The 19,421-nt window shown below is 65.8% G+C and carries 22 protein-coding genes; 13 read left to right on the top strand and 9 right to left on the bottom strand.

All coding sequences use genetic code 11. From position 1 onward, the window contains the following. Positions 1–61 precede the first annotated feature (61 nt). The 13 genes from AC3WJB_RS11235 to AC3WJB_RS11175 all read left to right on the top strand — a co-directional run bounded on the left by AC3WJB_RS11235 (position 62) and on the right by AC3WJB_RS11175 (position 10,549). The gene (locus tag AC3WJB_RS11235; protein ID WP_492681574.1) at positions 62–1,465 is read left to right on the top strand and encodes an FAD-dependent oxidoreductase; all 1,404 of its coding nucleotides are present in this window, start codon (positions 62–64) and stop codon (positions 1,463–1,465) included. Next, positions 1,458–1,898 carry a DUF3293 domain-containing protein gene (locus AC3WJB_RS11230; RefSeq protein WP_492681572.1) on the top strand — a complete coding sequence of 147 codons (441 nt, stop codon included), beginning with the start codon at positions 1,458–1,460 and terminating at the stop codon, positions 1,896–1,898. The genes AC3WJB_RS11235 and AC3WJB_RS11230 overlap by 8 nt, the downstream gene beginning before the upstream one ends. Before the next feature lie 208 nt (positions 1,899–2,106). Continuing rightward, entirely contained in the window at positions 2,107–2,742 is a 636-nt protein-coding gene (ccmA, locus tag AC3WJB_RS11225; protein WP_492681570.1) for a cytochrome c biogenesis heme-transporting ATPase CcmA, read from the top strand. 138 nt (positions 2,743–2,880) lie between these two features. Beyond that, entirely contained in the window at positions 2,881–3,567 is a 687-nt protein-coding gene (ccmB, locus tag AC3WJB_RS11220; RefSeq protein WP_492681568.1) for a heme exporter protein CcmB, read from the top strand. Positions 3,568–3,572: 5 nt separating this feature from the next. After that, entirely contained in the window at positions 3,573–4,331 is a 759-nt protein-coding gene (locus AC3WJB_RS11215; RefSeq protein ID WP_492681566.1) for a heme ABC transporter permease, read from the top strand. Further along, entirely contained in the window at positions 4,328–4,567 is a 240-nt protein-coding gene (gene ccmD / locus AC3WJB_RS11210) for a heme exporter protein CcmD (RefSeq protein WP_492681564.1), read from the top strand. The genes AC3WJB_RS11215 and ccmD overlap by 4 nt, the downstream gene beginning before the upstream one ends. Then, positions 4,564–5,046 carry a cytochrome c maturation protein CcmE gene (gene ccmE, locus AC3WJB_RS11205; protein WP_492681562.1) on the top strand — a complete coding sequence of 161 codons (483 nt, stop codon included), beginning with the start codon at positions 4,564–4,566 and terminating at the stop codon, positions 5,044–5,046. Before ccmD ends, ccmE begins: the two co-directional genes overlap by 4 nt. Before the next feature lie 58 nt (positions 5,047–5,104). Beyond that, complete coding sequence (locus tag AC3WJB_RS11200; RefSeq protein ID WP_492681559.1) at positions 5,105–7,096, top strand: heme lyase CcmF/NrfE family subunit; 1,992 nt, start codon at positions 5,105–5,107, stop codon at positions 7,094–7,096. Beyond that, positions 7,093–7,635, top strand: coding sequence for a DsbE family thiol:disulfide interchange protein (locus AC3WJB_RS11195; RefSeq protein ID WP_492681557.1), 543 nt, complete (start codon positions 7,093–7,095; stop codon positions 7,633–7,635). Before AC3WJB_RS11200 ends, AC3WJB_RS11195 begins: the two co-directional genes overlap by 4 nt. Further along, positions 7,635–8,102 carry a cytochrome c-type biogenesis protein gene (locus AC3WJB_RS11190; protein ID WP_492681555.1) on the top strand — a complete coding sequence of 156 codons (468 nt, stop codon included), beginning with the start codon at positions 7,635–7,637 and terminating at the stop codon, positions 8,100–8,102. The genes AC3WJB_RS11195 and AC3WJB_RS11190 overlap by 1 nt, the downstream gene beginning before the upstream one ends. After that, on the top strand, positions 8,099–8,809 hold the full coding sequence (locus tag AC3WJB_RS11185; RefSeq protein ID WP_492681553.1) for a tetratricopeptide repeat protein: 711 nt from the start codon (positions 8,099–8,101) through the stop codon (positions 8,807–8,809). The genes AC3WJB_RS11190 and AC3WJB_RS11185 overlap by 4 nt, the downstream gene beginning before the upstream one ends. Next, positions 8,809–9,921 carry a homoserine O-acetyltransferase MetX gene (gene metX, locus AC3WJB_RS11180; protein WP_492681551.1) on the top strand — a complete coding sequence of 371 codons (1,113 nt, stop codon included), beginning with the start codon at positions 8,809–8,811 and terminating at the stop codon, positions 9,919–9,921. Before AC3WJB_RS11185 ends, metX begins: the two co-directional genes overlap by 1 nt. Before the next feature lie 46 nt (positions 9,922–9,967). After that, entirely contained in the window at positions 9,968–10,549 is a 582-nt protein-coding gene (locus AC3WJB_RS11175) for a cysteine dioxygenase family protein (RefSeq protein ID WP_492681549.1), read from the top strand. Positions 10,550–11,259: 710 nt separating this feature from the next. Here AC3WJB_RS11175 and AC3WJB_RS11170 read toward each other — a convergent pair. The 9 genes from AC3WJB_RS11170 to AC3WJB_RS11130 form a co-directional block, all read right to left on the bottom strand. Further along, positions 11,260–12,564, bottom strand: a complete 1,305-nt coding sequence (locus AC3WJB_RS11170) for a hypothetical protein (protein ID WP_492681547.1) — start codon at positions 12,562–12,564, stop codon at positions 11,260–11,262. Between the two features lie 398 nt (positions 12,565–12,962). Further along, positions 12,963–14,050, bottom strand: a protein-coding gene (locus tag AC3WJB_RS11165) for an IS3 family transposase (RefSeq protein ID WP_492679314.1) whose coding sequence is annotated in 2 segments (ribosomal slippage) — positions 12,963–13,798 and positions 13,798–14,050 — 1,089 coding nt in all. Because the reading frame shifts where the segments join, the coding sequence is not laid out codon by codon here. Between the two features lie 64 nt (positions 14,051–14,114). Then, the gene (locus tag AC3WJB_RS11160; RefSeq protein ID WP_492681545.1) at positions 14,115–14,408 is read right to left on the bottom strand and encodes an AbiTii domain-containing protein; all 294 of its coding nucleotides are present in this window, start codon (positions 14,406–14,408) and stop codon (positions 14,115–14,117) included. 128 nt (positions 14,409–14,536) lie between these two features. Next, the gene (locus AC3WJB_RS11155) at positions 14,537–14,794 is read right to left on the bottom strand and encodes a DUF2274 domain-containing protein (protein WP_492681543.1); all 258 of its coding nucleotides are present in this window, start codon (positions 14,792–14,794) and stop codon (positions 14,537–14,539) included. Beyond that, positions 14,791–16,077 (bottom strand): TraB/TrbI/VirB10 family type IV secretion system protein, encoded by a 1,287-nt coding sequence (locus tag AC3WJB_RS11150; RefSeq protein WP_492681541.1) that lies wholly within the window; start codon positions 16,075–16,077, stop codon positions 14,791–14,793. The genes AC3WJB_RS11155 and AC3WJB_RS11150 overlap by 4 nt, the downstream gene beginning before the upstream one ends. After that, positions 16,064–17,071: a P-type conjugative transfer protein TrbG gene (gene trbG, locus AC3WJB_RS11145; RefSeq protein WP_492681539.1), complete on the bottom strand. Its 1,008-nt coding sequence runs from the start codon at positions 17,069–17,071 to the stop codon at positions 16,064–16,066. The genes AC3WJB_RS11150 and trbG overlap by 14 nt, the downstream gene beginning before the upstream one ends. After that, entirely contained in the window at positions 17,068–17,775 is a 708-nt protein-coding gene (trbF, locus tag AC3WJB_RS11140) for a conjugal transfer protein TrbF (protein ID WP_492681537.1), read from the bottom strand. The genes trbG and trbF overlap by 4 nt, the downstream gene beginning before the upstream one ends. 12 nt (positions 17,776–17,787) lie before the next feature. Further along, the gene (trbL, locus tag AC3WJB_RS11135) at positions 17,788–19,128 is read right to left on the bottom strand and encodes a P-type conjugative transfer protein TrbL (RefSeq protein WP_492681535.1); all 1,341 of its coding nucleotides are present in this window, start codon (positions 19,126–19,128) and stop codon (positions 17,788–17,790) included. Further along, positions 19,125–19,418 carry a hypothetical protein gene (locus AC3WJB_RS11130; RefSeq protein ID WP_492681533.1) on the bottom strand — a complete coding sequence of 98 codons (294 nt, stop codon included), beginning with the start codon at positions 19,416–19,418 and terminating at the stop codon, positions 19,125–19,127. The genes trbL and AC3WJB_RS11130 overlap by 4 nt, the downstream gene beginning before the upstream one ends. Between the last annotated feature and the right edge of the window lie 3 nt (positions 19,419–19,421).

Here is a 19,421-nt window from a genome sequence, read left to right as displayed (position 1 = left end):
CAGGATTGCAGTTGTGCGCGACTTGCGGAACAGTGGCAAGTTTTACGCCCCGGATCGCCGTATGCAGCAAGCTCCCATCACCATCATTGGCGCCGGCCTGGTCGGCGCGCTGCTCGCGCAGCAACTGGCTCGAAGCGGAGTTGCCGTCGACGTGTTCGAGAAGCTCGCGGACCCGCGCCGGGCCGGCTTCGATGGTGGCCGCTCGATCAACCTGGCACTGGCCGAACGTGGCCTGCAGCCATTGCGCCGCAGCGGCTTGGCCGAGGATGTATTGCGTCGCGCGATCATGATGCGCGGCCGCATGGTGCACGAGCTGGACGGCCGCAGCGCGCTGCAACGCTACGGCGTGGACGACAGCGAGGTCATCTGGTCGGTGTCGCGCGGCGCGTTGAACGTGCTGCTGCTGGACGCGGCGGAACAAGCTGGGGTGCGCTTCCACTTCGGGCAGGCATTGGCGGGTGCGGACTTCGCCGCCAAGCGCATCCGTCTGGTCGATGCCGGCGGCGTCGGGCGCGAGACGGATGCGGCCACGCTGATCGGTGCCGACGGCGCCGGTTCGGCGCTGCGGGCCGCAATGAACGCACACAGTGCGCTCGGCGAACGGGTCGAATCGCTCGGCCACGGTTACAAGGAACTGGAGATTCCGCCTGCGGCTGAGTTGCCGGCCGCTGTCGTGGCTGCGAGCGGCGGTCATGACGGGTTCGCGCTGGAACCGAACGCGCTGCACGTCTGGCCTCGCGGCGGCTACATGTGCATCGCCCTGCCGAATCCCGAGCGCAGTTTCACGGTCACCTTGTTCCTGCCGGCGCAAGGCAGCGCGCCCAGCTTCGCGACCGTGCCCGACGCCGCCACGGGCGCGGGATTCTTCGGCGCGCAATTCCCCGATCTGCTGCCATTGCTGCCACGATTCGGCACGGACTACACAGCGCACCCGGTGGGTACGCTGTCGACGCTGTATCTCGAGCGCTGGCACCTTGGCGCCAGCGCCCTGCTGATCGGTGACGCTGCACACGCGTTCGTGCCATTCCACGGCCAGGGCATGAATTGCGGCTTCGAAGACACCAGCGTGCTGTGCGACCTCCTTGCGGCCGAGCCGCGCGACCGCGCCGGCGTCTTCGCCGAATTCCAGCGCCAGCGTCAGCCCGATACCGACGCGATCACCGCCATGGCGCTGGAGAACTACGTCGAGATGCGCGACTCCGTCGTCGACCCGCACTACCTTGCGCGACGCAAGCTGGGTGCGCTGTTCACCGCGCGCGCACCGCAGCACTACATGGCGCGGTACCGCCTGGTCAGCTTCACCCGCCTGCCCTATGCCTACGCCATGGAGCGCGGGCGGCTGCAGGATGCGTTTGTACGCAAGCTGCTGGGCGATGCCACCGACATCGACGGTATCGATGCGGACGCTGCAGTCGCCGCCCTTCGCGCCACCCTGCCCCCGCTGCCACCGCTGCCCCATGAATGAGGCCCTGCTGGCTGCGTACGAGGCGAGCACCTACCTCGTGTGCTTGGACACGCTGCGCTGGTCGCCAGTTCGCATCGGCAGACTGCTGCCAGCCGCGCTGCAAGCCGTGGTGGGTGAGCACGACTGGGGCTTCATCACCGCGTGGAACCCCCACTCCGTCCCCCGACCCGATGAGGAAAACCTGGCTGCGCAGCGGCAGCTGCTGGAGGCACTGCGCGGCAACGACGCGGTACTGGCGATCCATCCTGGCGTCGGTTTCGGCGCCATGGACTGGTATGAACCCAGCCTTTTCGTCGTCGGTACCGATCTGGTCGGTGCCGACACCTGTGCCCTGGACCGGCTGTGCCGGGTGTACGCGCAGGACGCCTATATCTGCGGCTGCGGTCGCGCTCCGGCGCGCCTGCGCGTGCTGCCGACCAGGGAGCTGGGGTGACAGGAACGTTTGAGGCGGGAAGGCCCAAGTGCGAGGCCAGGTTTTCGCTGGTTCGTTGGCCCATGGCGGCTGTGCGGGCTGGGCAGCGGTTGAAAAGGGGGCCGCGTCGAGGGCTTCGCAGCCCGGGCGGCTGCTGCCGCCCAAGTCGCCATGCAGTGGCAGCGTGTCGCATGGACAAGCCCCACCCCGTTTGCGGACAATCACGGGGATGACCGTCCCTGCATCCATCGCGCCCTTGCTCGAAGCGCGGGCCGTGAGTTTCCTGCGCCAGGATGAACCGGTGTTCGCGCCGTTGAGCTTTCAAGTGCACGCCGGCGAAGTGGCATGGGTCGAAGGCGCGAACGGCAGCGGCAAGACCACGTTGCTCCGCATGGTCGCCGGCCTGCTGCACGTCGGCTGCGGCGAATTGCGCTGGCGCGGCGAGCCGCTGCAGCACGACCAGTGCGGTGGTGACATCCTGCTGCTCGGCCACCAACTCGGACTCAAGGCCGACCTGAGTCCGCGCGAAAACCTGCGCTTCGCCACCGGCCTGCACGGCCAGCGCGCGGGAGCCGACCCGGCCGCCACGCTGGCCGAGGTCGGCTTGCGCGGCTACGAAGACGAACCCGTGCGACGCCTGTCCGCCGGACAAAAGAAGCGCGCCGCGCTGGCCCGCATGCTGCTTCTGCCGGCCGCGTTGTGGCTGCTCGATGAACCTTACGCAAACCTGGATCACGCCGGCACGGCGCTGGTCGACCAGGTACTGCAATGGCATACCGGGGCTGGTGGGGCTGCCCTGGTCAGCAGCCACCATGCGGTGACTTCCGCGGGCGACGCGGTACAGCGGATCCGCCTGCATGGTTGACCTCCGGCCAAGCCCGGTTTGGTACGCACCGGCACGCGACGCCTCCTGCTGGTACGCCCGCGCGCTGCTGGCCGCTCCGTGCCGAACTGATCCAGATCACGCAAACCGCTCGCGGCGCGTCGGCGTTGGGGAACCGCGGTGAACCATTCGCGTCTCATCCAGGGGTGCGGTGCCGTGCTCCGGCGCGACCTGACGCTGGCATGGCGCCGGCGCGGCGACATCGCCATGCCGGTGCTGTACGCGCTGATCGTGACCGTGCTGTTCCCGTTCGCGCTGGGGCCGGAGGACACGCTGCTGCAGCGCATCGCTGGCGGCGTCGTGCTGGTGACGGTCCTGCTGGCGATGCTGCTGACGCTGGATGCGATGTTTTCCAGCGATATCGAGGATGGGTCATTGGAACAACTGGTGCTCGCACCACAACCGCTGGCGCTGCTGCTGGGCATGAAGATCCTCGCCCACTGGCTGACCGCGGCACTGCCGCTGATCGTGATTGCCCCGTTGCTGGCGGCGATGCTGCACCTGCCGAACGCGGTCATCCCGGTGCTGCTGCTGGCACTCATCCTGGCCACGCCGCTGCTCAGTCTGCTCGGCGCGGTGCTGGTTGCCTTGACGGCCGGCACCCGGCGCTCTGGTATGCTGCTCGCCCTGATGTTGCTGCCGCTCTGCATGCCGGCGGTGATCTTCGCCGCTGGCGCCGTCGCGGCTGCCCAACAGGGACTGCCGTGGCTCGCGCCGATCGTCTGGCTCGCCGCCATCCTGGTACTGGCCGTTGCCCTCGCGCCGTTGGCATGCGCCGCCGCGCTTCGTATCACCCTGGACGCCTGAGGACCATGAGCCGTTGGATTCCCCACTGGTTGCACCGGCTGAGTTCGCCACCGACGTTCTATCGCTTTGCCGGGGCGCTGTGGCCATGGGCGATGGGCCTGGCGCTGGTGGCCGGCGCAATCGGCCTCTACGGTGGCCTGGCGTTGGCGCCGCCCGATTACCAGCAAGGTGACGCGTACCGCATCATCTTCATCCACGTGCCCAGTGCATGGATGAGCATGTTCATCTATTTCGTGATGGGCGTAGCCTCGTTCGTCGCCGTGGTCTGGCGGCTCAAGCTGGCCGAAGTGGTGGCAATGCAGTCGGCGCCGATTGGCGCGGCCTTCACCTTCATCACCCTGGTCAGTGGCTCGCTCTGGGGCAAGCCCATGTGGGGCACCTGGTGGACCTGGGATGCGCGGCTCACCTCCGAGCTTGTGCTGTTGTTCCTGTATCTCGGCGTGATTGGCCTGTACCACGCGTTTGAGGATCGCCGGCAAGGGGCGCGGGCGGCCGGGTTCCTGGCCATCATCGGCGTCATCAACGTGCCGATCGTGCATTTCTCGGTGAACTGGTGGAACACCTTGCACCAGGGCAGCACGATCAACTTCCTGGGCACCTCGAAGATTGCCGCGGACATGCTCTGGCCGCTCCTGGTGCTGACGCTGGCGACCAAGTTGTACTACGTCGCCAGCCTATGCCGGCGGGCGCGCACCGACCTGTTGGCGCTGGAAGGCAACAAGGCCTGGGTGCACGAGCTGGTGGCAGCGGAGCCGGCGCCATGAGCGGCTCTTTCCAGGCGTTCCTGGCGATGGGCGGTTATGCCGCCTATGTCTGGCCGGCGTACGCGGTATTCTTGGTCGTGCTGCTTGGCGACACCCTGGTGCCGACGCTGCGCCGCCGACGCATCGTGCGGGAACTGCGCGCCCACCTGGCGCGCCAGGCGGTGCGCCAGGGTGCTGCTCGCGCGGCACCGGTCGATGAGTCGGGCGCCACGGCGGCGCCCTCGAGGTCAAGATGAACCGTACCCACAAGCGCCGCCTCACCATCGTCGCGGTCGTGACGGTGGCCGCTGCCCTGGCCATTGGCCTGGGGATCTACGCGCTGCAGCAAAACATGAATTACCTGCTGACGCCGAGCCAGGTGCAGTCTGGCCAGGCGTCCGGGTACAAGACCTTCCGCCTCGGCGGCATGGTCAAGCGCGGCTCGATCCACCGCAGCGATGATTCGCTCAAGACCACGTTCATCGTGATCGACGCCGATGGCGCCATGCCGGTCGAATACACCGGCATCCTGCCCGACCTGTTCCGCGACGACCAGTCGGTGATTGCCACCGGCCACATGGACAATGCCCACTTCGTCGCCACCGAGGTCCTGGCCAAGCACGACGAAACCTACATGCCCAAGGAGTTGAAGGACGCCATGGCCAAGGCGCACGCCGGCAAGGAGATCAAGCCCGAGGGCGGCGTGTCAGGCGGCGGCGGCCGTCCCGATCCGTGAGCTTGCACGACGCTGTCCCCGTTCGCCGTTTCCTCACCTCCGCCATCGACTTCCCGCCATGACCCCAGAACTTGGCCAACTTGCCCTGATCCTCGCCTTGCTGCTGGCGCTCGCGCAAAGCGTGCTGCCGCTGATTGGCGCCTGGCGCAACAACCACGCGTTGATGGCGGTGGCGCGACCGGCCGCCGCCGGCCAGGCGGTGTTCGTGGCGCTGGCGTTCGGCATCCTGGCCTGGGCGTTCATGACGTTTGATTTTTCCGTGCAGTACGTCGCGGACAACTCCAACCTGGCGCTACCCTGGTATTACCGCTTTGCCGCCGTGTGGGGCGCCCACGAGGGCTCCTTGCTGCTGTGGGTGCTGATCCTCAACGTGTGGACGCTGGCGCTGGCCATGTTCAGCCAGAACCTGCCCGAGGTTTTTGCCTCGCGCGTGCTGGCGGTGATGGGCCTGATCGCGGTGGGCTTCCTCGCGTTTACCATCTTCACCTCCGACCCATTCGGGCGCCTGCTGCCGATGCCCGCCGACGGCGCCGACCTCAACCCGATCCTGCAGGATCCGGGCATGACCACCCATCCGCCCATGTTGTACATGGGTTACGTGGGTTTCTCGGTGGCGTTCTCCTTTGCCATTGCCGGCCTGCTCGGTGGCGAGCTGGCGCAGGCCTGGGTGCGCTGGGCCAGGCCGTGGACCAATATCGCCTGGGGCTTCCTCACCCTCGGTATCGTCGCCGGCAGCTGGTGGGCCTATGGCGAGCTGGGTTGGGGCGGCTGGTGGTTCTGGGACCCGGTGGAAAACGCGAGTTTCATGCCCTGGCTGGCCGGCCTGGCGCTGATCCACGCCCAGGCCATCACCGAGAAGCGTGGCAGCCTGCGCGCCTGGACCATCCTGTTGTCGATCCTGGCCTTCTCGCTGAGCCTGCTCGGCACCTTCCTGGTGCGCTCTGGCGTGCTCACCTCGATCCATGCCTTTGCCTCCGATCCGCGCCGTGGCCTGTACATCCTGATCTTCCTCGGCATCGTCATCGGCTCCTCGCTGTTGCTGTATGCCTGGCGCGCGCCAAAGATTGCGCACGGCAAGCCGTTCAACGTGATCTCGCGTGAAACGGCGCTGCTGATCGGCAACCTGATGTTCGTCGTCGCCGCGGCGATGGTCCTGCTCGGCACCTTGTTCCCGCTGATCGGCGACGCCATGCACCTGGGCCGCATCTCGGTCGGCCAACCGTACTTCGGATTGCTCTTCCCGCTGCTGATGACTCCCGTCATCCTGCTGATGCCATTCGGCCCGTTCCTGCGTTGGGGTCATGGCGACCCCGTGGTGCTGAAGAGCGTGCTGCTGCGGATTGCCAGCGCGGCCATCGTGTGCGCCATCGTGGCCGCGTTCTTCGTCCATGGGCAGGTCAAGGCGATCCTGGGCACCGCGGCGGCAGTCTGGGTCGGCCTCGGCGTGGCGTTGTACGCCTACAAGCGCTGGCGCGAGTATCCGCGTGGCCGCCGCTATCCGGCCGAGATGGCCGGCATGCTGCTGGCGCACTTCGGCGTGGCGGTCTTCCTGGTCGGCGTGCTCTTGTCCGAAGCGCTGAGTGTGACCACGGACGTGCGCATGGCCCCCGGGGACACGCACGAGGTCGGTGGCTACAGCTTCCGCTTCGATGGTGCGCAGCAGACCACCGGGCCAAACTGGCATGCCGAGCAAGGCACGGTCACGGTGAGCCGCAGCGGCAAGCAAATCGCGGTCATGCACCCGCAAAAGCGCACCTACCCGCGCGGCCAGGTGCAGACCGAATCGGCGGTCAAGGCCGGCATCACCCGCGACCTGTATGTGGCCTTGGGCGAGCCGATGGATGCGAACAACGTGCGTGGCGCCTGGTCGCTGCGTCTTTACTACAAGCCCTTCATCCGCTGGATCTGGGGTGGCGGCGTGCTGATGATGCTGGGCGGGTTCACCTGCGCGCTGGACAAGCGCTTCCGCCTGAAGCGGCAGGCGGCCGTGGTCGCCACCCCGGGCAGCGAGCCCATACCGGCCTTGCGCCCGCAGGAAAACACGGCATGAGCCGATACCTGCCGCTCTTCGGCTTTGCCCTGCTGCTGGCCTTGTTTGGCTTCGGTATCTGGTGGAACAGCCAGCACGACCCCAGCGAGGTGCCTTCGCCGCTGATCAACAAACCGGCCCCGGCGTTCGACCTGCCGACGCTGGACGACCCGGCGCACCTGGTGAGCAAGGCCAGCTTGCTGGGCAAGCCCTACCTGCTCAACGTGTTTGCGAGCTGGTGCATCGCCTGCGGCGAGGAGCACCCGGTGCTGATGGCCGAGGGGCGCAGCCTCGGCATCCCGCTGGTCGGCTACAACTACAAGGACCAGCCGCAGGACGCCAAGGACTGGCTGCGTACCCATGGCAACCCTTATGACCTGGTGATCGCGGACTTCCCCGGCCAGACCGCGATCAACTTCGGCGTCTACGGGGCGCCGGAAAGTTTCCTGGTCGACGCGCAGGGCGTCATCCGCTACAAGCACATTGGTCCGTTCACGCCTCAGATCATCCGCCGGGAATTGAAGCCGGCCATTGCCGCCCTCGCCAAGGAGACGCGGTGATGCGTGGCGTGCATCGCGTCTTTGCCATGGCCTCCACTTGTCTGGTGGTGCTGGCGCTGTTCGTGGGTATGGGCGCGGCCCAGGCGCAGGCCATCGAGCCCTTGCCCTTCAAGGACCAGGCACAGGAGGTCCGTTTCCAGAACCTTACCCGCCAATTGCGCTGCCTGGTGTGCCAGAACGAAAACCTCGCCGACTCGAACGCCGAGTTGGCGCGCGACCTGCGCCTGGTGGTGTTCAAGCTGATGCAGGAAGGGAAGAGCGACGACCAGATCAAGCAGTACCTGGTCGCGCGCTACTCCAGTTACGTGCTGTATGACCCGCCGCTGCAGCCGGGTACGTGGCTGCTGTGGTTTGGTCCACCGGCCATCCTCCTGGCCGGTGCGGGCGTGGTGCTGGTAGCCGTCCGCAAGCGTCGGCAAGCCACGGCGACCGTAGCGCCGCCAATCGACAATGGGGATGACTGGTGACTGCCGTGTTTTACCTGATTGCCGCCGCCATGACGGTTGTGGCGCTGATTTTCGTGCTTGTGCCCTTGCTGCGTCGTGGCCGGCAGGCCGGTCCCTCGCGGGCGATGTTTGGGCTGGCGCTGGGCCTGGCCCTGGTGCTGCCACTCTCCGTGGCCGGCATCTACGCACTGGTCGGCACACCGGCGGCATTGCGCGGCGTCGACGCGCAAGCCGCGATGCCTCAGTCCATCGACGATGCCGTGGCCGCGCTCCGCGCCCACCTCGCGCAGGAACCGGGTGACCAGGCCGGCTGGATGCTGCTGGGCCAAACCGGCACGGCCTTGCGCAAGCCCGCCATGGCCCGCGACGCCTACGACCATGCGCTGCAGCTGGATGCCAACAATGCCGATGCCATGGTTGGCTGGGCCGAGGCCGATTCCATGCTGCGCGAGGATCACCTGATCGAGGGCCGGGCGCGCGATTTGCTGCTGCGCGCGGTGCAATTGCAGCCGGACAGCCAGCGCGGCCTGTGGCTGCTTGGCATCAGTGATTTCCAGCAGGGCCGCTATGCCGATGCGCAGGCCACCTGGCGCCTGCTGCAGCCGCAGCTCGAGCCGGGCTCCGCGGTGGCCCAGGCCGTAGCCAAGCAGATTGCCGTGGCGGCTGCGCGCGCCGCCAACGCGCCGGCGCCTGCCGCCTCCACCCCGGTCATGGATGCCCATCGCTGATGGCAGGGGACGCACGTCGCTATTGTCCCCTGCCCTCGCCCTTTGCCATGAAACGCGGCGGCGCGCTGCAAAGCGGCGTCGCGGCCTATGAAACCTGGGGCACGCTCAACGCGGCGCACGACAACGCGATCCTGGTCTTGACCGGCCTGTCACCCAGCGCGCATCTCACCGCCAGCGACGCCGACCCCAGCCCGGGCTGGTGGCAGGACATGGCCGGACCCGGCAAGGCCATCGACACCACCCGCTGGTTCCTCGTGTGCGTCAACTCGCTGGGCAGCGACAAGGGTTCATCCGGTCCGGCTTCCATCGACCCGGCCACCGGCGAACCGTATCGGCTCGCCTTCCCCGAACTCACGCTCGAGGACGTCGCCAATGCCGCCCATGCAGTGGTCCGCAGCCTGGGCATCGAGCGCCTGGCGTGCCTGATCGGTTGCTCGATGGGCGGCATGAGCGCACTGGCCTACATGCTGCTGCACCCCGGCAGCGTGCGCGCGCATATCAGCGTCGACACCGCGCCGCAGGCGCAACCGTTTGCGATTGCCATCCGCTCCCTGCAACGCGAGGCGATCCGCCTCGATCCGCGCTGGAACGAAGGCGCGTACGATGACGCCCATTATCCCGAGATCGGCATGAGTCTGGCACGCAAGCTTGGCGTCATCACCTATCGCTCGGCAATGGAATGGAACGGCCGTTTTGCCCGCATCCGGCTCGATCCGGAACAGCGCGAGGACGAACCGTTTGCCCGCGAATTCCAGGTGGAGTCGTACCTTGAAGGCCATGCGCGGCGCTTCGTGCGCCATTTCGACCCGAACTGCTACCTGTACCTGTCGCGCGCCAGCGACTGGTTCGACACCGCCGAATACGGCGGCGGCAGCGTGCGCGCCGGCCTGCTGCGCATCCATCTCGAGCGCGCCCTGGTGATTGGCGTCAGCACCGACATCCTGTTTCCGCTGCAGCAACAGGAGCAGATCGCGGACGGCCTGCGCGAGGCCGGTGCCCGCGTGGATTTCGTCGCGCTCGATTCGCCACAAGGGCACGACGCGTTCCTGGTCGATATCCCGAATTACAGCCGCGCAATCGGTGATTTCCTGCTGACCTTGCGTAACGCCTGAAGCCCGCGCTGCTACGATCAAGCAGCCTGTACGACTGGAGACTTCCGTGCTCAACCTGCCATTTCCCGGTAGCCGGCAACTCATCGATGCCATCGATGTCGCCGTCAGCCAGCCCGACACCGCGGCGCTCACCAGCAGCCTGCGCGCGAGCTTGTGCCACTTCATGAGCTCAGGCGAGGTCCAGTTGCCCGATTGCGTGTTCGTCCCCTGCGCCGAACATTACGCGCGCCGCGAGCTGTATCGCAGCGAGGCGCACGGCTATTGCGTCGTGGCGATGACCTGGGCGCCCGGCCAAGGCACGCCGATCCACGACCATGACGGCATGTGGTGCGTCGAGGGCGTGTGGCACGGTGCGCTCGACATTCAGCAATACGACTTGCAGGACCACAGCGGCGAGCGCTGGCAGTTCAGCGCAATCGGCTCCATCCACGCCGCGGCAGGCTCCGCCGGCAGCCTGATCCCGCCGCACGAATACCACAGCATCCGCAACCCGAGCGACGACACGGTCACCGTCAGCCTGCACGTCTATGCCGGCCCGATGCTGCGCTGCTCCGTGTTCCAGCCGCTGCCCGACGGCCAGGGTTACACGCGTGACATGCGCGTGCTCGGGCTCGACCGCGTGCAATGAACCCGGCATAATTCGCACCTCAATGCCGGTGTGGCGGAATGGTAGACGCGGCGGACTCAAAAATAGGTACTTCTACCTATGGTTAGCTTGGGTTCATCGTCCGCCAAGCCGCATCAGACAAGGGGTTGAACGAAGTATCGGCTCTTGATCGAAAAGTACACTTTTCGCATCAGGAACCAAACAGGAGCCAGGGCGATGCAGGCTGGTTCCAAGCGAGTAGTAGAAGGTAGTGCTGTAAGATTGCGTCACGCCCGAGTGGTGGAATTGGTAGACGCAGAGGACTCAGACCAAATTTGAGCCCTCTTGGAGAAATCCTTGAGGTGAAGCCCGTCAAACTCGGTGAAGGCCCTGGACGCAAGTCCGAGCTAATGCCGAGCCAAGCCCAGGCCGAAAGGTGTGGGAAGGTGTAGAGAGCAGACGGCGGGCACCTACGGCAAAGCGGTCACACGCAGTGCTATGGTGAAGGCGTGCTCCAGACCACGAACGCCCTGCCCCGTGCAGGACGGCGGCGAAAGCCGAAGTGGGAAGAAAATCCTCCGCCGCAAGGCTTGTCGGTTCGAGTCCGACCTCGGGCACCAATTCAAAAGCCGTTCCTGTTAGACAGGGGCGGCTTTTTCTTCTGCGAAGATATGGCTTCTGCACTGGTCGCACCGCTTCGGAATGGGATTCCATTTGCACCTCTCGACTTCATCTATGGACCACCGCGCTCCTTAGCTTCCGAGGTCCTCTCCCCCGTCATTGCCCTGCTGTCCATCATCTGGCCACCACGCAGGAGGCCACACCTTCCATGACGGGACCGTCAGGCAGCGCTCCAAGATCTCATCTACAGGACTGCGGCGGGACAATTCCTCGCGCACGACACGCACCCAAACAGCCGCCCGCTCGCCCAAGGGCTCGCGAAGATCCGGCGCCCGCTTCTCCAGTCGATCCAGGAAAGCCTGCAACCGGCTGACGCGGGCATCCGCATCCATCATCAGGAAGGCCTGCTTCAACTGCTCGGCCCCGGCCTCCCTCTGGCATTGCCTGCGTGCCTCTAATGCCGCTGCCTTCTCTGCTTCGATTTCCCTCGCCTTCCGGTCCCGGCGCAGTTGCGGCTGCAGGCATGCCAGCTGGAAAGCCGTACGTACGATCTCGTCGACCTGGCCCTGCAGCTTTTCGCTGGATCCCTTCCACTCCCTGCGTGCCTGGTACTCCGTACCGGAGATACTGAAGATGAAATTCCCCGAGGGCCGCATTTCGTATTCGCTTGCCCAGGACGTCTCCTTCTTCCGTGCAACAAACTCCTTGGGGGAAAGCCGGATGCGCCTATAGCCCTCGGAAAACCTGATGGTGAGTACCTCTCCCTTGAAGTGCATCTCGACAGCAGGAGCAGTAGCGGGTTGGCCAGCGTGTGCGGCAACCTCGCCCTCACGTCGCACGATCTTCATGGCTCCGGCAGCCAGCCCGCCCAGCACTGTGGCATGGAACCGCAGGATCCAGTCCATGGGTTCCAGGGACGCAGTGATATCAAGGCACCCCTTTCGAACCAGGCTGTATCGTCCGTGCTGCTTTCCTGGAAGCCAGTCGCCAGGATTGTCGGACCGCCATACGCCCGACCGCCCCTGCTTCCACTTCTCGATCAACCCGGGAAGCCGGTCGCAATATCGCTGCGTGACCTTCACCAACGAATGTGTCTGCTCGAGGTCCGTGGCAAACGTAAGCGGTGGCAGGTCTCGAGCGAACGGAGCCTGCACCTGCAGTGCCGCGCTGCGACGTTCTTCCGCTGCCTGTTGCCGCGCAACCTCTTCCGGATCGCGGGTCGCGAGCTGCACCGCCACATCCAGTTCCGGGGCCGGCAGGGGAAGCCTCGGCGGATGCCGTCCTGCCTTGAGCTTGGCCCAGTAGCCGCGTGGAGGAACCGGGACGGCGTGCCGGCGACAGGCCTTTGCAAGGCCGACATCCGATATCCCGAGCTCGGCCGCCAGCCGGGTCATCGGCACCGACCACACCTTCTGGTACAGATCACTACGCTTCATGACTCCCCCAGATACCCGCCCCAGCCGTACATATCTTGATCGTGCGATCCGTCAGACAATTGGAATCACTATCCAGCGCGCGAAGGAAGCCGCCAAGGGTAATATCGAGAGCTTGGCCGCGCCGGCGTGGCGTCAACACCATCCCCACGCGCTTGCCGGAGATGGTACGGACCCGCCTCCGTATCGAGTAGTGATCGACGATGCGTTCACTCCCACTGCCCCCGTTGCAGGGCCATCAGCTATAGGGATTCGGCGTGCAGATGAACGAATCAACGCTGGTCTTCAGATTCCCAAAGAGCGCGAATGCAAGAAATCATGCGCCGGTGAGGACGGAAAGATCGCCGCGCGCGTCGGCGCAGCGGTAATCCCCCCATTTTTAGCAGACGCCAAAAGTGGGGCTAAGCGGCAAGCGCCAACTTCTGCATCGGCGTGATACCACCGAGCGCCATGTTGGGGCGCTCGTGGTTGTACGTCCAGAGCCAGCGAGTGGCATGGTCCTGCACCTGTTCGATCGAGTCGAAGAGGATGCGGGCTAGCCAGGCGTAGCGCACAGTTCGGTTGTAGCGCTCCACGTATGCGTTCTGCTGCGGCTTGCCTGGTTGGATGTGGTCGATCCGGATGCCGTGGCGCTCAGCCCAGGCCAGCAGCTCACCACTGATGTACTCCGGGCCGTTGTCGCAGCGGATCGCTTGTGGCTTCCCTCGCCATTCGATGATCTGCTCCAGCGCCCGGATCACCCGACCTGCGGGGAGCGAAAGGTCAACCTCGATCCCCAGCCCCTCGCGATTGAAGTCATCCAGCACGTTGAACAAGCGGAAGCTGCGACCGTCACTGAGTTGATCGTGCATGAAGTCCATGGACCAGACCTGGTTGATTGCCGCCGGCACGGCCAGGGGCTCGGGACGCTCGCGCACCAGGCGCTTCCTCGGCTTGATCCGCAGGTTCAACTCCAGCTCCCGGTAGATACGGTAGACACGCTTGTGGTTCCAGCCAAAGCCTTTGACGTTGCGCAGGTGCAGGAAACACAGGCCAAACCCCCAGTCACGATAGGCCGTTGTGAGTCGGACCAGCCAATCGGCAATCCGTGCATTCTCTTCGCTCCCCTTGGCCTGGTACCGAAAACACGTCTCGCTGATATCGAACGTCCGGCAGGCATGCCGGATGCTTGTGCGATCGCCTGCTACCGCCTGCCTGGCCATCTCCCGGCGCTGAGATGGCCTCACCATTTTTTTGCGAGCGCCTCCTTCAATAGGTCGGCGCTGAGCTGGGCATCGGCGTACATCTTTTTCAACCGCCGATTCTCATCCTCCAGCTCCTTCATCCGCGCGACCATGGACACCTCCATGCCGCCGAACTTGCTGCGCCACTTGTAGAACGTCGCCGAGCTGATGCCGTGCTCGCGGCACAGTTCCGGCACGGGCGTGCCGGTCTCGGCCTGCTTGAGCACGGCGATGATCTGGCTGTCGGTGAAACGGGACTTCTTCATGGAACCTCCTCGGGTCAGACTACGAGAAAATTCCACTTCTGGCGTCAACTAGTCGGCGGGGGGATTACCCCGTCACATGAACTTGCGTGATGGTCTCTTGCAGATCCTGAGGCACCAGAAACGGTTGCAGTCCGTGGAAAGGGTTCTGAACCCGCAAGTCCCCGTGAACAAGGCGATAGTCAGGCAGTGACTGATGGGTGGCTCCTGCGTAGCCATTCAGTTCAGCGAGAATCCACCCACGGAACTCAGACAGATTTAGTTTTGTCGCAACCATCAGCGCCTTGCGGAGCAAGTCGCTGACATCGTGATCGCTACTCGACGCCAGCTCCTGGAGCTGGATAACAATGGGCTGAGCCATGAAAGCGCGTTATCTCCAAGGTCGATTAGCGGCGTTCACCAGCCAACTTTCCGCCAATCCACAAGAATAACAGCGCCGCACTCCAAACATCGTAGTTACGATAGGTAAATCTGCTTCCTTCCTCGCCCCTATGAGATGTTCGTGCGAGAAGAACTCCGGCTGCCATCTCCCCTGCCCCGCCGAAACCACCTATCTCCCGCCATGAACGTTTCCAGCATGTACGGGATCAACGTCACCGCATCGACCGCCTCGCCGTAGGTCTGTGCATGCAAGGCCGCGTAGCGGTCTAGGTCAGCCTTGAGGCCAACCGGACACACGAAGTTTAGTTTGAGGCTTTCTGTATTCGGTAATGGCCCAAGCCGTAGCTTCCTCGCGGACGTGCTCATGGCATAGGTCCTCTCTGAATAAAGAGCGGTTGGTACGCACGCAGCACCAGATCCTTGTTCACCATCACGTCCACCGGAAAGCCCGGCCGCACCGTCAGCGCCGGCTGAATGCTGAGGTTGCGCCGAGTGATTTCCTGGCCGACCTGATTGGCTGTGTTCTGCGCGCTGTCGCGCAAGGCAACGACCGTGTTGCCGTTGACGTTGCCCTCGTTCGAGACGGCCAGCTCCGAGCTGACGCCGAGCAGCGTGGACAGCGCTGCGCCGGCCAGGATGCGGCCCCAGTGCCAGTCCACACCATCCTCCAGGCCGGCGTAGCCGGCCGAGTCGATGCCAGGCAGTTTGTCCAGCGCGATGGACGAAGTATCCGGCAACACCAGGCGCAGCCAGACCAGCAGCACGCGCCGCTGCCCGAACGCCACCTGGCTGTCGTAGCGGCCGATCAGACGCGAGCCCTGCGGGATCAACAGGTAGCGGCCGGTCGCCGTGTCGTACACCGGCTGCGTGACCTCGGCGATGATCCGCCCTGGCAGGTCGGAATTGATGCCCGTCACCAGCGCTGCCGGAATGATGGTGCCCGCCATCACCGTGTACGGCGAAGCCGCTGCCTGCAAGGTGCCCGTGTTGCTGGTGGCGGCGTCGCCGCCTTTGGCTAGGAACGCCTCCTTCTGGTCCTGCCGGTTCTGGATCGCCGTCGGATCGTTGGGCCGCACCGCGGTGGACGCCGGGCCGGCCCCCATCGGATTGAACGGCCCGGCCGACGCATTCGGCACGGCCGGCACCTGGGCCATCGCCGCCGCGCTCGTTTTGTCCGTGGCGTTGCTGGTGCGGAAGAACACTGAAGAGCGGGCGACTTCCTCGGACTGGCGCTGCCGGTCGATGTTCTCGGCCGATGGCCCCGTATTGCCGCTGCCCGTCGGCAGCGGTGCGACGGACGCTGCGCCCCAATCGCCCGGCAGCGGCGGTCCGAGCTGCGGCACGCTAGCCGCCGACACCGGGGCGGGCTGCGCCGGCAGCTTCGAGTAGTCCACCGGCAACCGGTCCAGGTCGTCCGCCTTCGCCACGCGATCGACGTTGTACAGCTCGGTTCGATCGGTGGAACCGCGCCGGTCCTTCGATTGCAGTGCCCACATCGATGCTCCAGCGACGGCGACCGCCAACACCGTGGCGGAGACCGCCAGCGTGCGACGGTTCAACCGTGTCACCGGACGCGGCGGCGCCCGCAGTGCGACGCCCTCGGGTGTCACCTTCGGCGCGGACTGCGACTCGCGGTCAGTGGTGCCCATGACCGGCTCCCGCGGCCACGCCATCGGTGCGTTCAATGCGCACCACAGCCGCCTTGTCTCCGCCCAACCGCAGCTCGGCCGCGCCGAACAGTCGATCCACGATGTCGTAAGGCGCGTGGAAACGGTAGTTCACCAGCTCGCCCTTGCCGTCCGGCCCGACGACGAACAGCGGGGGCAGCTCACCTTGCGCAATGCCGGCCGGGAATTGGATATAGACGTGCTGCCCGTCGTCGAACGCACGCACGGGCTTCCACGGCGGATTGTCTCCCGTGATCGCGTAGCGGAAGTGCAACTGATCCAGCGAAAGGCCCGAGGCGGCCGGTGTCTGCGCGTCGGCCGCTTGCGCCTGGGCCTGCAACGCCAGTATCTGGTCCTTCGGGTACTCCCACGAAACCGAGGCCATCCACGCTTTCGGCGTAGATGTGAGTTCCAGTAAATAAGTGCGTCGGCTTGTCGTGATGACGAGGTTGGTCGTGATCCCCACACGCACCGGCTTGACCATTATGGCCACGCGTCGGCTCGCACCGACGCCGCTGGCCGTGTCGCCCACGATCCATTGCACCGTATCGCCGGCGGCGACCGTGACTAGCTCCTCACCCGGCTGCAACGAAATGACCGTCACGCGGCCTGGACTCGTATAGACCTGATAGAGCGCCCCGTCGGAGAACGGCCATACCTGGATCGCGTTGATGTATCCCTCGCGCGTGGGCGCCACGCTCGCCTCGGCGTTGGCCTGTTCGACGCGAGCCTTCGCGTCGGCCGGCCTGGGTGCCGGCGTGGCGTCGGCGGCCGTCGGCAGCGGCTTCATCTGGTCCGGCAGCGGCAAGGGCTTGGGCACCGTCACCACGGCGACCGGCTTGGGTGGTTCGGGCAGCGGCAGCGCCTTCACGGATTCATCCAGCGAGATCGTGGGTGGTGGCTTGCCCTGGGTGGCGCAACCAGCAAGTCCGCCCAGCAGGGCGAGGTAGGCAATGACAGTGATGGCGTGTTTCATGGCTTCTTCACTCCTTCCGGCGCGTCCAGATCGCGACTCCAGGACAGGCCGCTGATGTAGATACCAAGGGGGTTGCGGCGCACCTGCTGTTCGGTGCGCGGCGTCTGCATGACGAGGGTGAGCATCGCGGTCCAGTGTTCGATGCCCGTGGGCGTGCCCTGGTGGTAGTGCTGCTCCGTCCAGCGCACCTGGAACGAGGCATCGCTGACCCGCACCACGCTGGTCACGTCCACGGACACGGAATCCTGGCCGACGTGGGCGAACGGATCGTGGGCGCGCGCGTAGTCGTTCAAAGTCGCCGCACCGCGGTCGGTGGTGTAGCCGTAGGCTTCGAGCCAGTTCTTCCGCACCACCACCGGGTCGATCGACAGCGAGCGCACGTCGGTGATGAAGTGCGCCAGGTGATAGGCGATCTGCGCGTCGGTCGGCTGGTACGGCGTCACCGCCGCACCGACCGCACGCACCTGTCCTGCGTGATCGACCTCGACCACGTAGGGCGTGACGCGCGACTGGCCAGACTGCCAAACCAGTCCAGCCGCCATCAACAAGGCGAGCCCCAAGCAGCCGCAGGCCATCAGCCGCCAGTTCTTCGCCTGCACGCGGGCGCTGCCGAGCCGTTCATCCCAGACCTGCGCGGCGGCCTGGTAAGGCGTCGCAGGCGCGGGGGACTCGCTGTAGCGCACGCCAGATCGTTTGAAACGCATTGTTCGCCTCCCTTACTCGTTCGAGGAATCGCGCAGCTCGGGGGCTGCACCACCGCCGCCGTGATCGGCCGAGCGCACGACGTGCGCCGCGGTCGAAGCGCCGTGTGCCACGCGCTGGCGGCGTTGCAGCCGCTGCGCCCAGTCAGGCGCTTTGTCGTTGGGTGTGGGTGATGCGGCGGCTGCCACCGGTGTACCGGGTGCTCCGCCGGCGGGTGAACTTGAAGCAGGCTTAGCACCGACCGCCGAGGCGACATGACTCCGCACGGCACGAGCGCCCGCCGCCATGCGCTGCCCAGCGGCTTGTGCGCCGTTGCGCGCGACGTTGGCCATGCCGGCGCCGAAGGCTCGCGCTCCGGTCGCGCCCGACGACGCCGTACCGGCGCGATACGCCGCGGCGGCGCCGCTGGCCGCGCGCGCCGTGCCCACTGCCCCGCGCGCGGCCAGGCGTGTGCCAGCGGCGATGGCGGCACCGCCCGTCGCCACTGCGGCGCCGCCGGCGACGGCCAGGCCCGCAGCACCGAGTGCTGTGCCGGCCGCCGCCCCGGCACCGAGCTGCGGTGCACCGGACACCAGCCCCGTAGCAATACCTGGCCCGAAGATACCCAAGCCCAGCATCGTGAGCGAAGCCAGCATGATGGCGAGTACGTGGTTCAGCGACGGATCGGCGCCGGTCGGTGTCTGGAACTGTCCGAAGATCGTCGAGCCGATGCCGACGATCACGGCCAGCACCAACACCTTGACGCCCGAGGACACCACGTTGCCGAGCACCTTCTCGGCGAGGAACGCGGTCTTGTTCCAGAGCGCGAACGGCACCAGCACGAAGCCGGCCAGCGTGGTCAGCTTGAACTCGATCAGCGTCACGAAAAGCTGCACCGCCAGAATAAAGAAGCTGATGACCACGACGATCCACGCGAGCAGCAGCACCACGATCATGTCGAGGTTGCTGAAGACGGCCGTGAAGCCGTGGGACATCGTGCCGAGCTGTTGCAGGATCGGCTGGCCGGCCTGGACGCCGATCTGGGCGAGACGTCCGGGTTGCAGGAAGTCGCCGATGCTGACGGTCGAGCCGGCGGCGAGCAGCCCGAGACCCGCAAACGAACGGAACACGATGCCGGCCAGCGTGTTGAAATTGCCGATGATGTAGGCGAAGGCGCCGACATAGAGCGTCTTGCGGATGAGCTTGGCGAGCACTTCCTCGCCGCCCATCGCCCAAAACAGGCCCGCCAGCGTCATGTCGATGACGATCAGCGTGGCGCTCAGATATGCCACCTCGCCGTGCAGCAGGCCGAAGCCCGAGTCGATGTACTGCGAGAAGACGGCCAGGAACTGGTCGATGATGGAAATGTCGTTCATGGCCGTGTTCCATCGTCGGGCTGGTCGAAGCTCGCCGGAATCGGCGGCAGCGAGGCCAGCGTCTGGTATTCATCGGGGCCGCCGAGGCCGAGGAAGAAACGCCGCGCATAGGCCTCATCCACGAGGCCACACGTGACGTCGCCAACGCGCGTACGCGCCACGGCACAGCGATGACGCAGGGTGTAGAGCCGCTGCGGATCGTGGGCCAGCGCCTCCACCGTCAACGCGGGGGTGTGCCAGCCGCAGGCGGCTAGCATCACGACGATGGACAGGACGAGTGCGCGCGTCATGGC

Source organism: Rhodanobacter sp. FW510-R10, assembly GCF_058781105.1.
The sequence above is the reverse complement of the archived record's forward strand: the minus strand, read 5'-3'. Positions and strand labels throughout refer to the sequence as shown.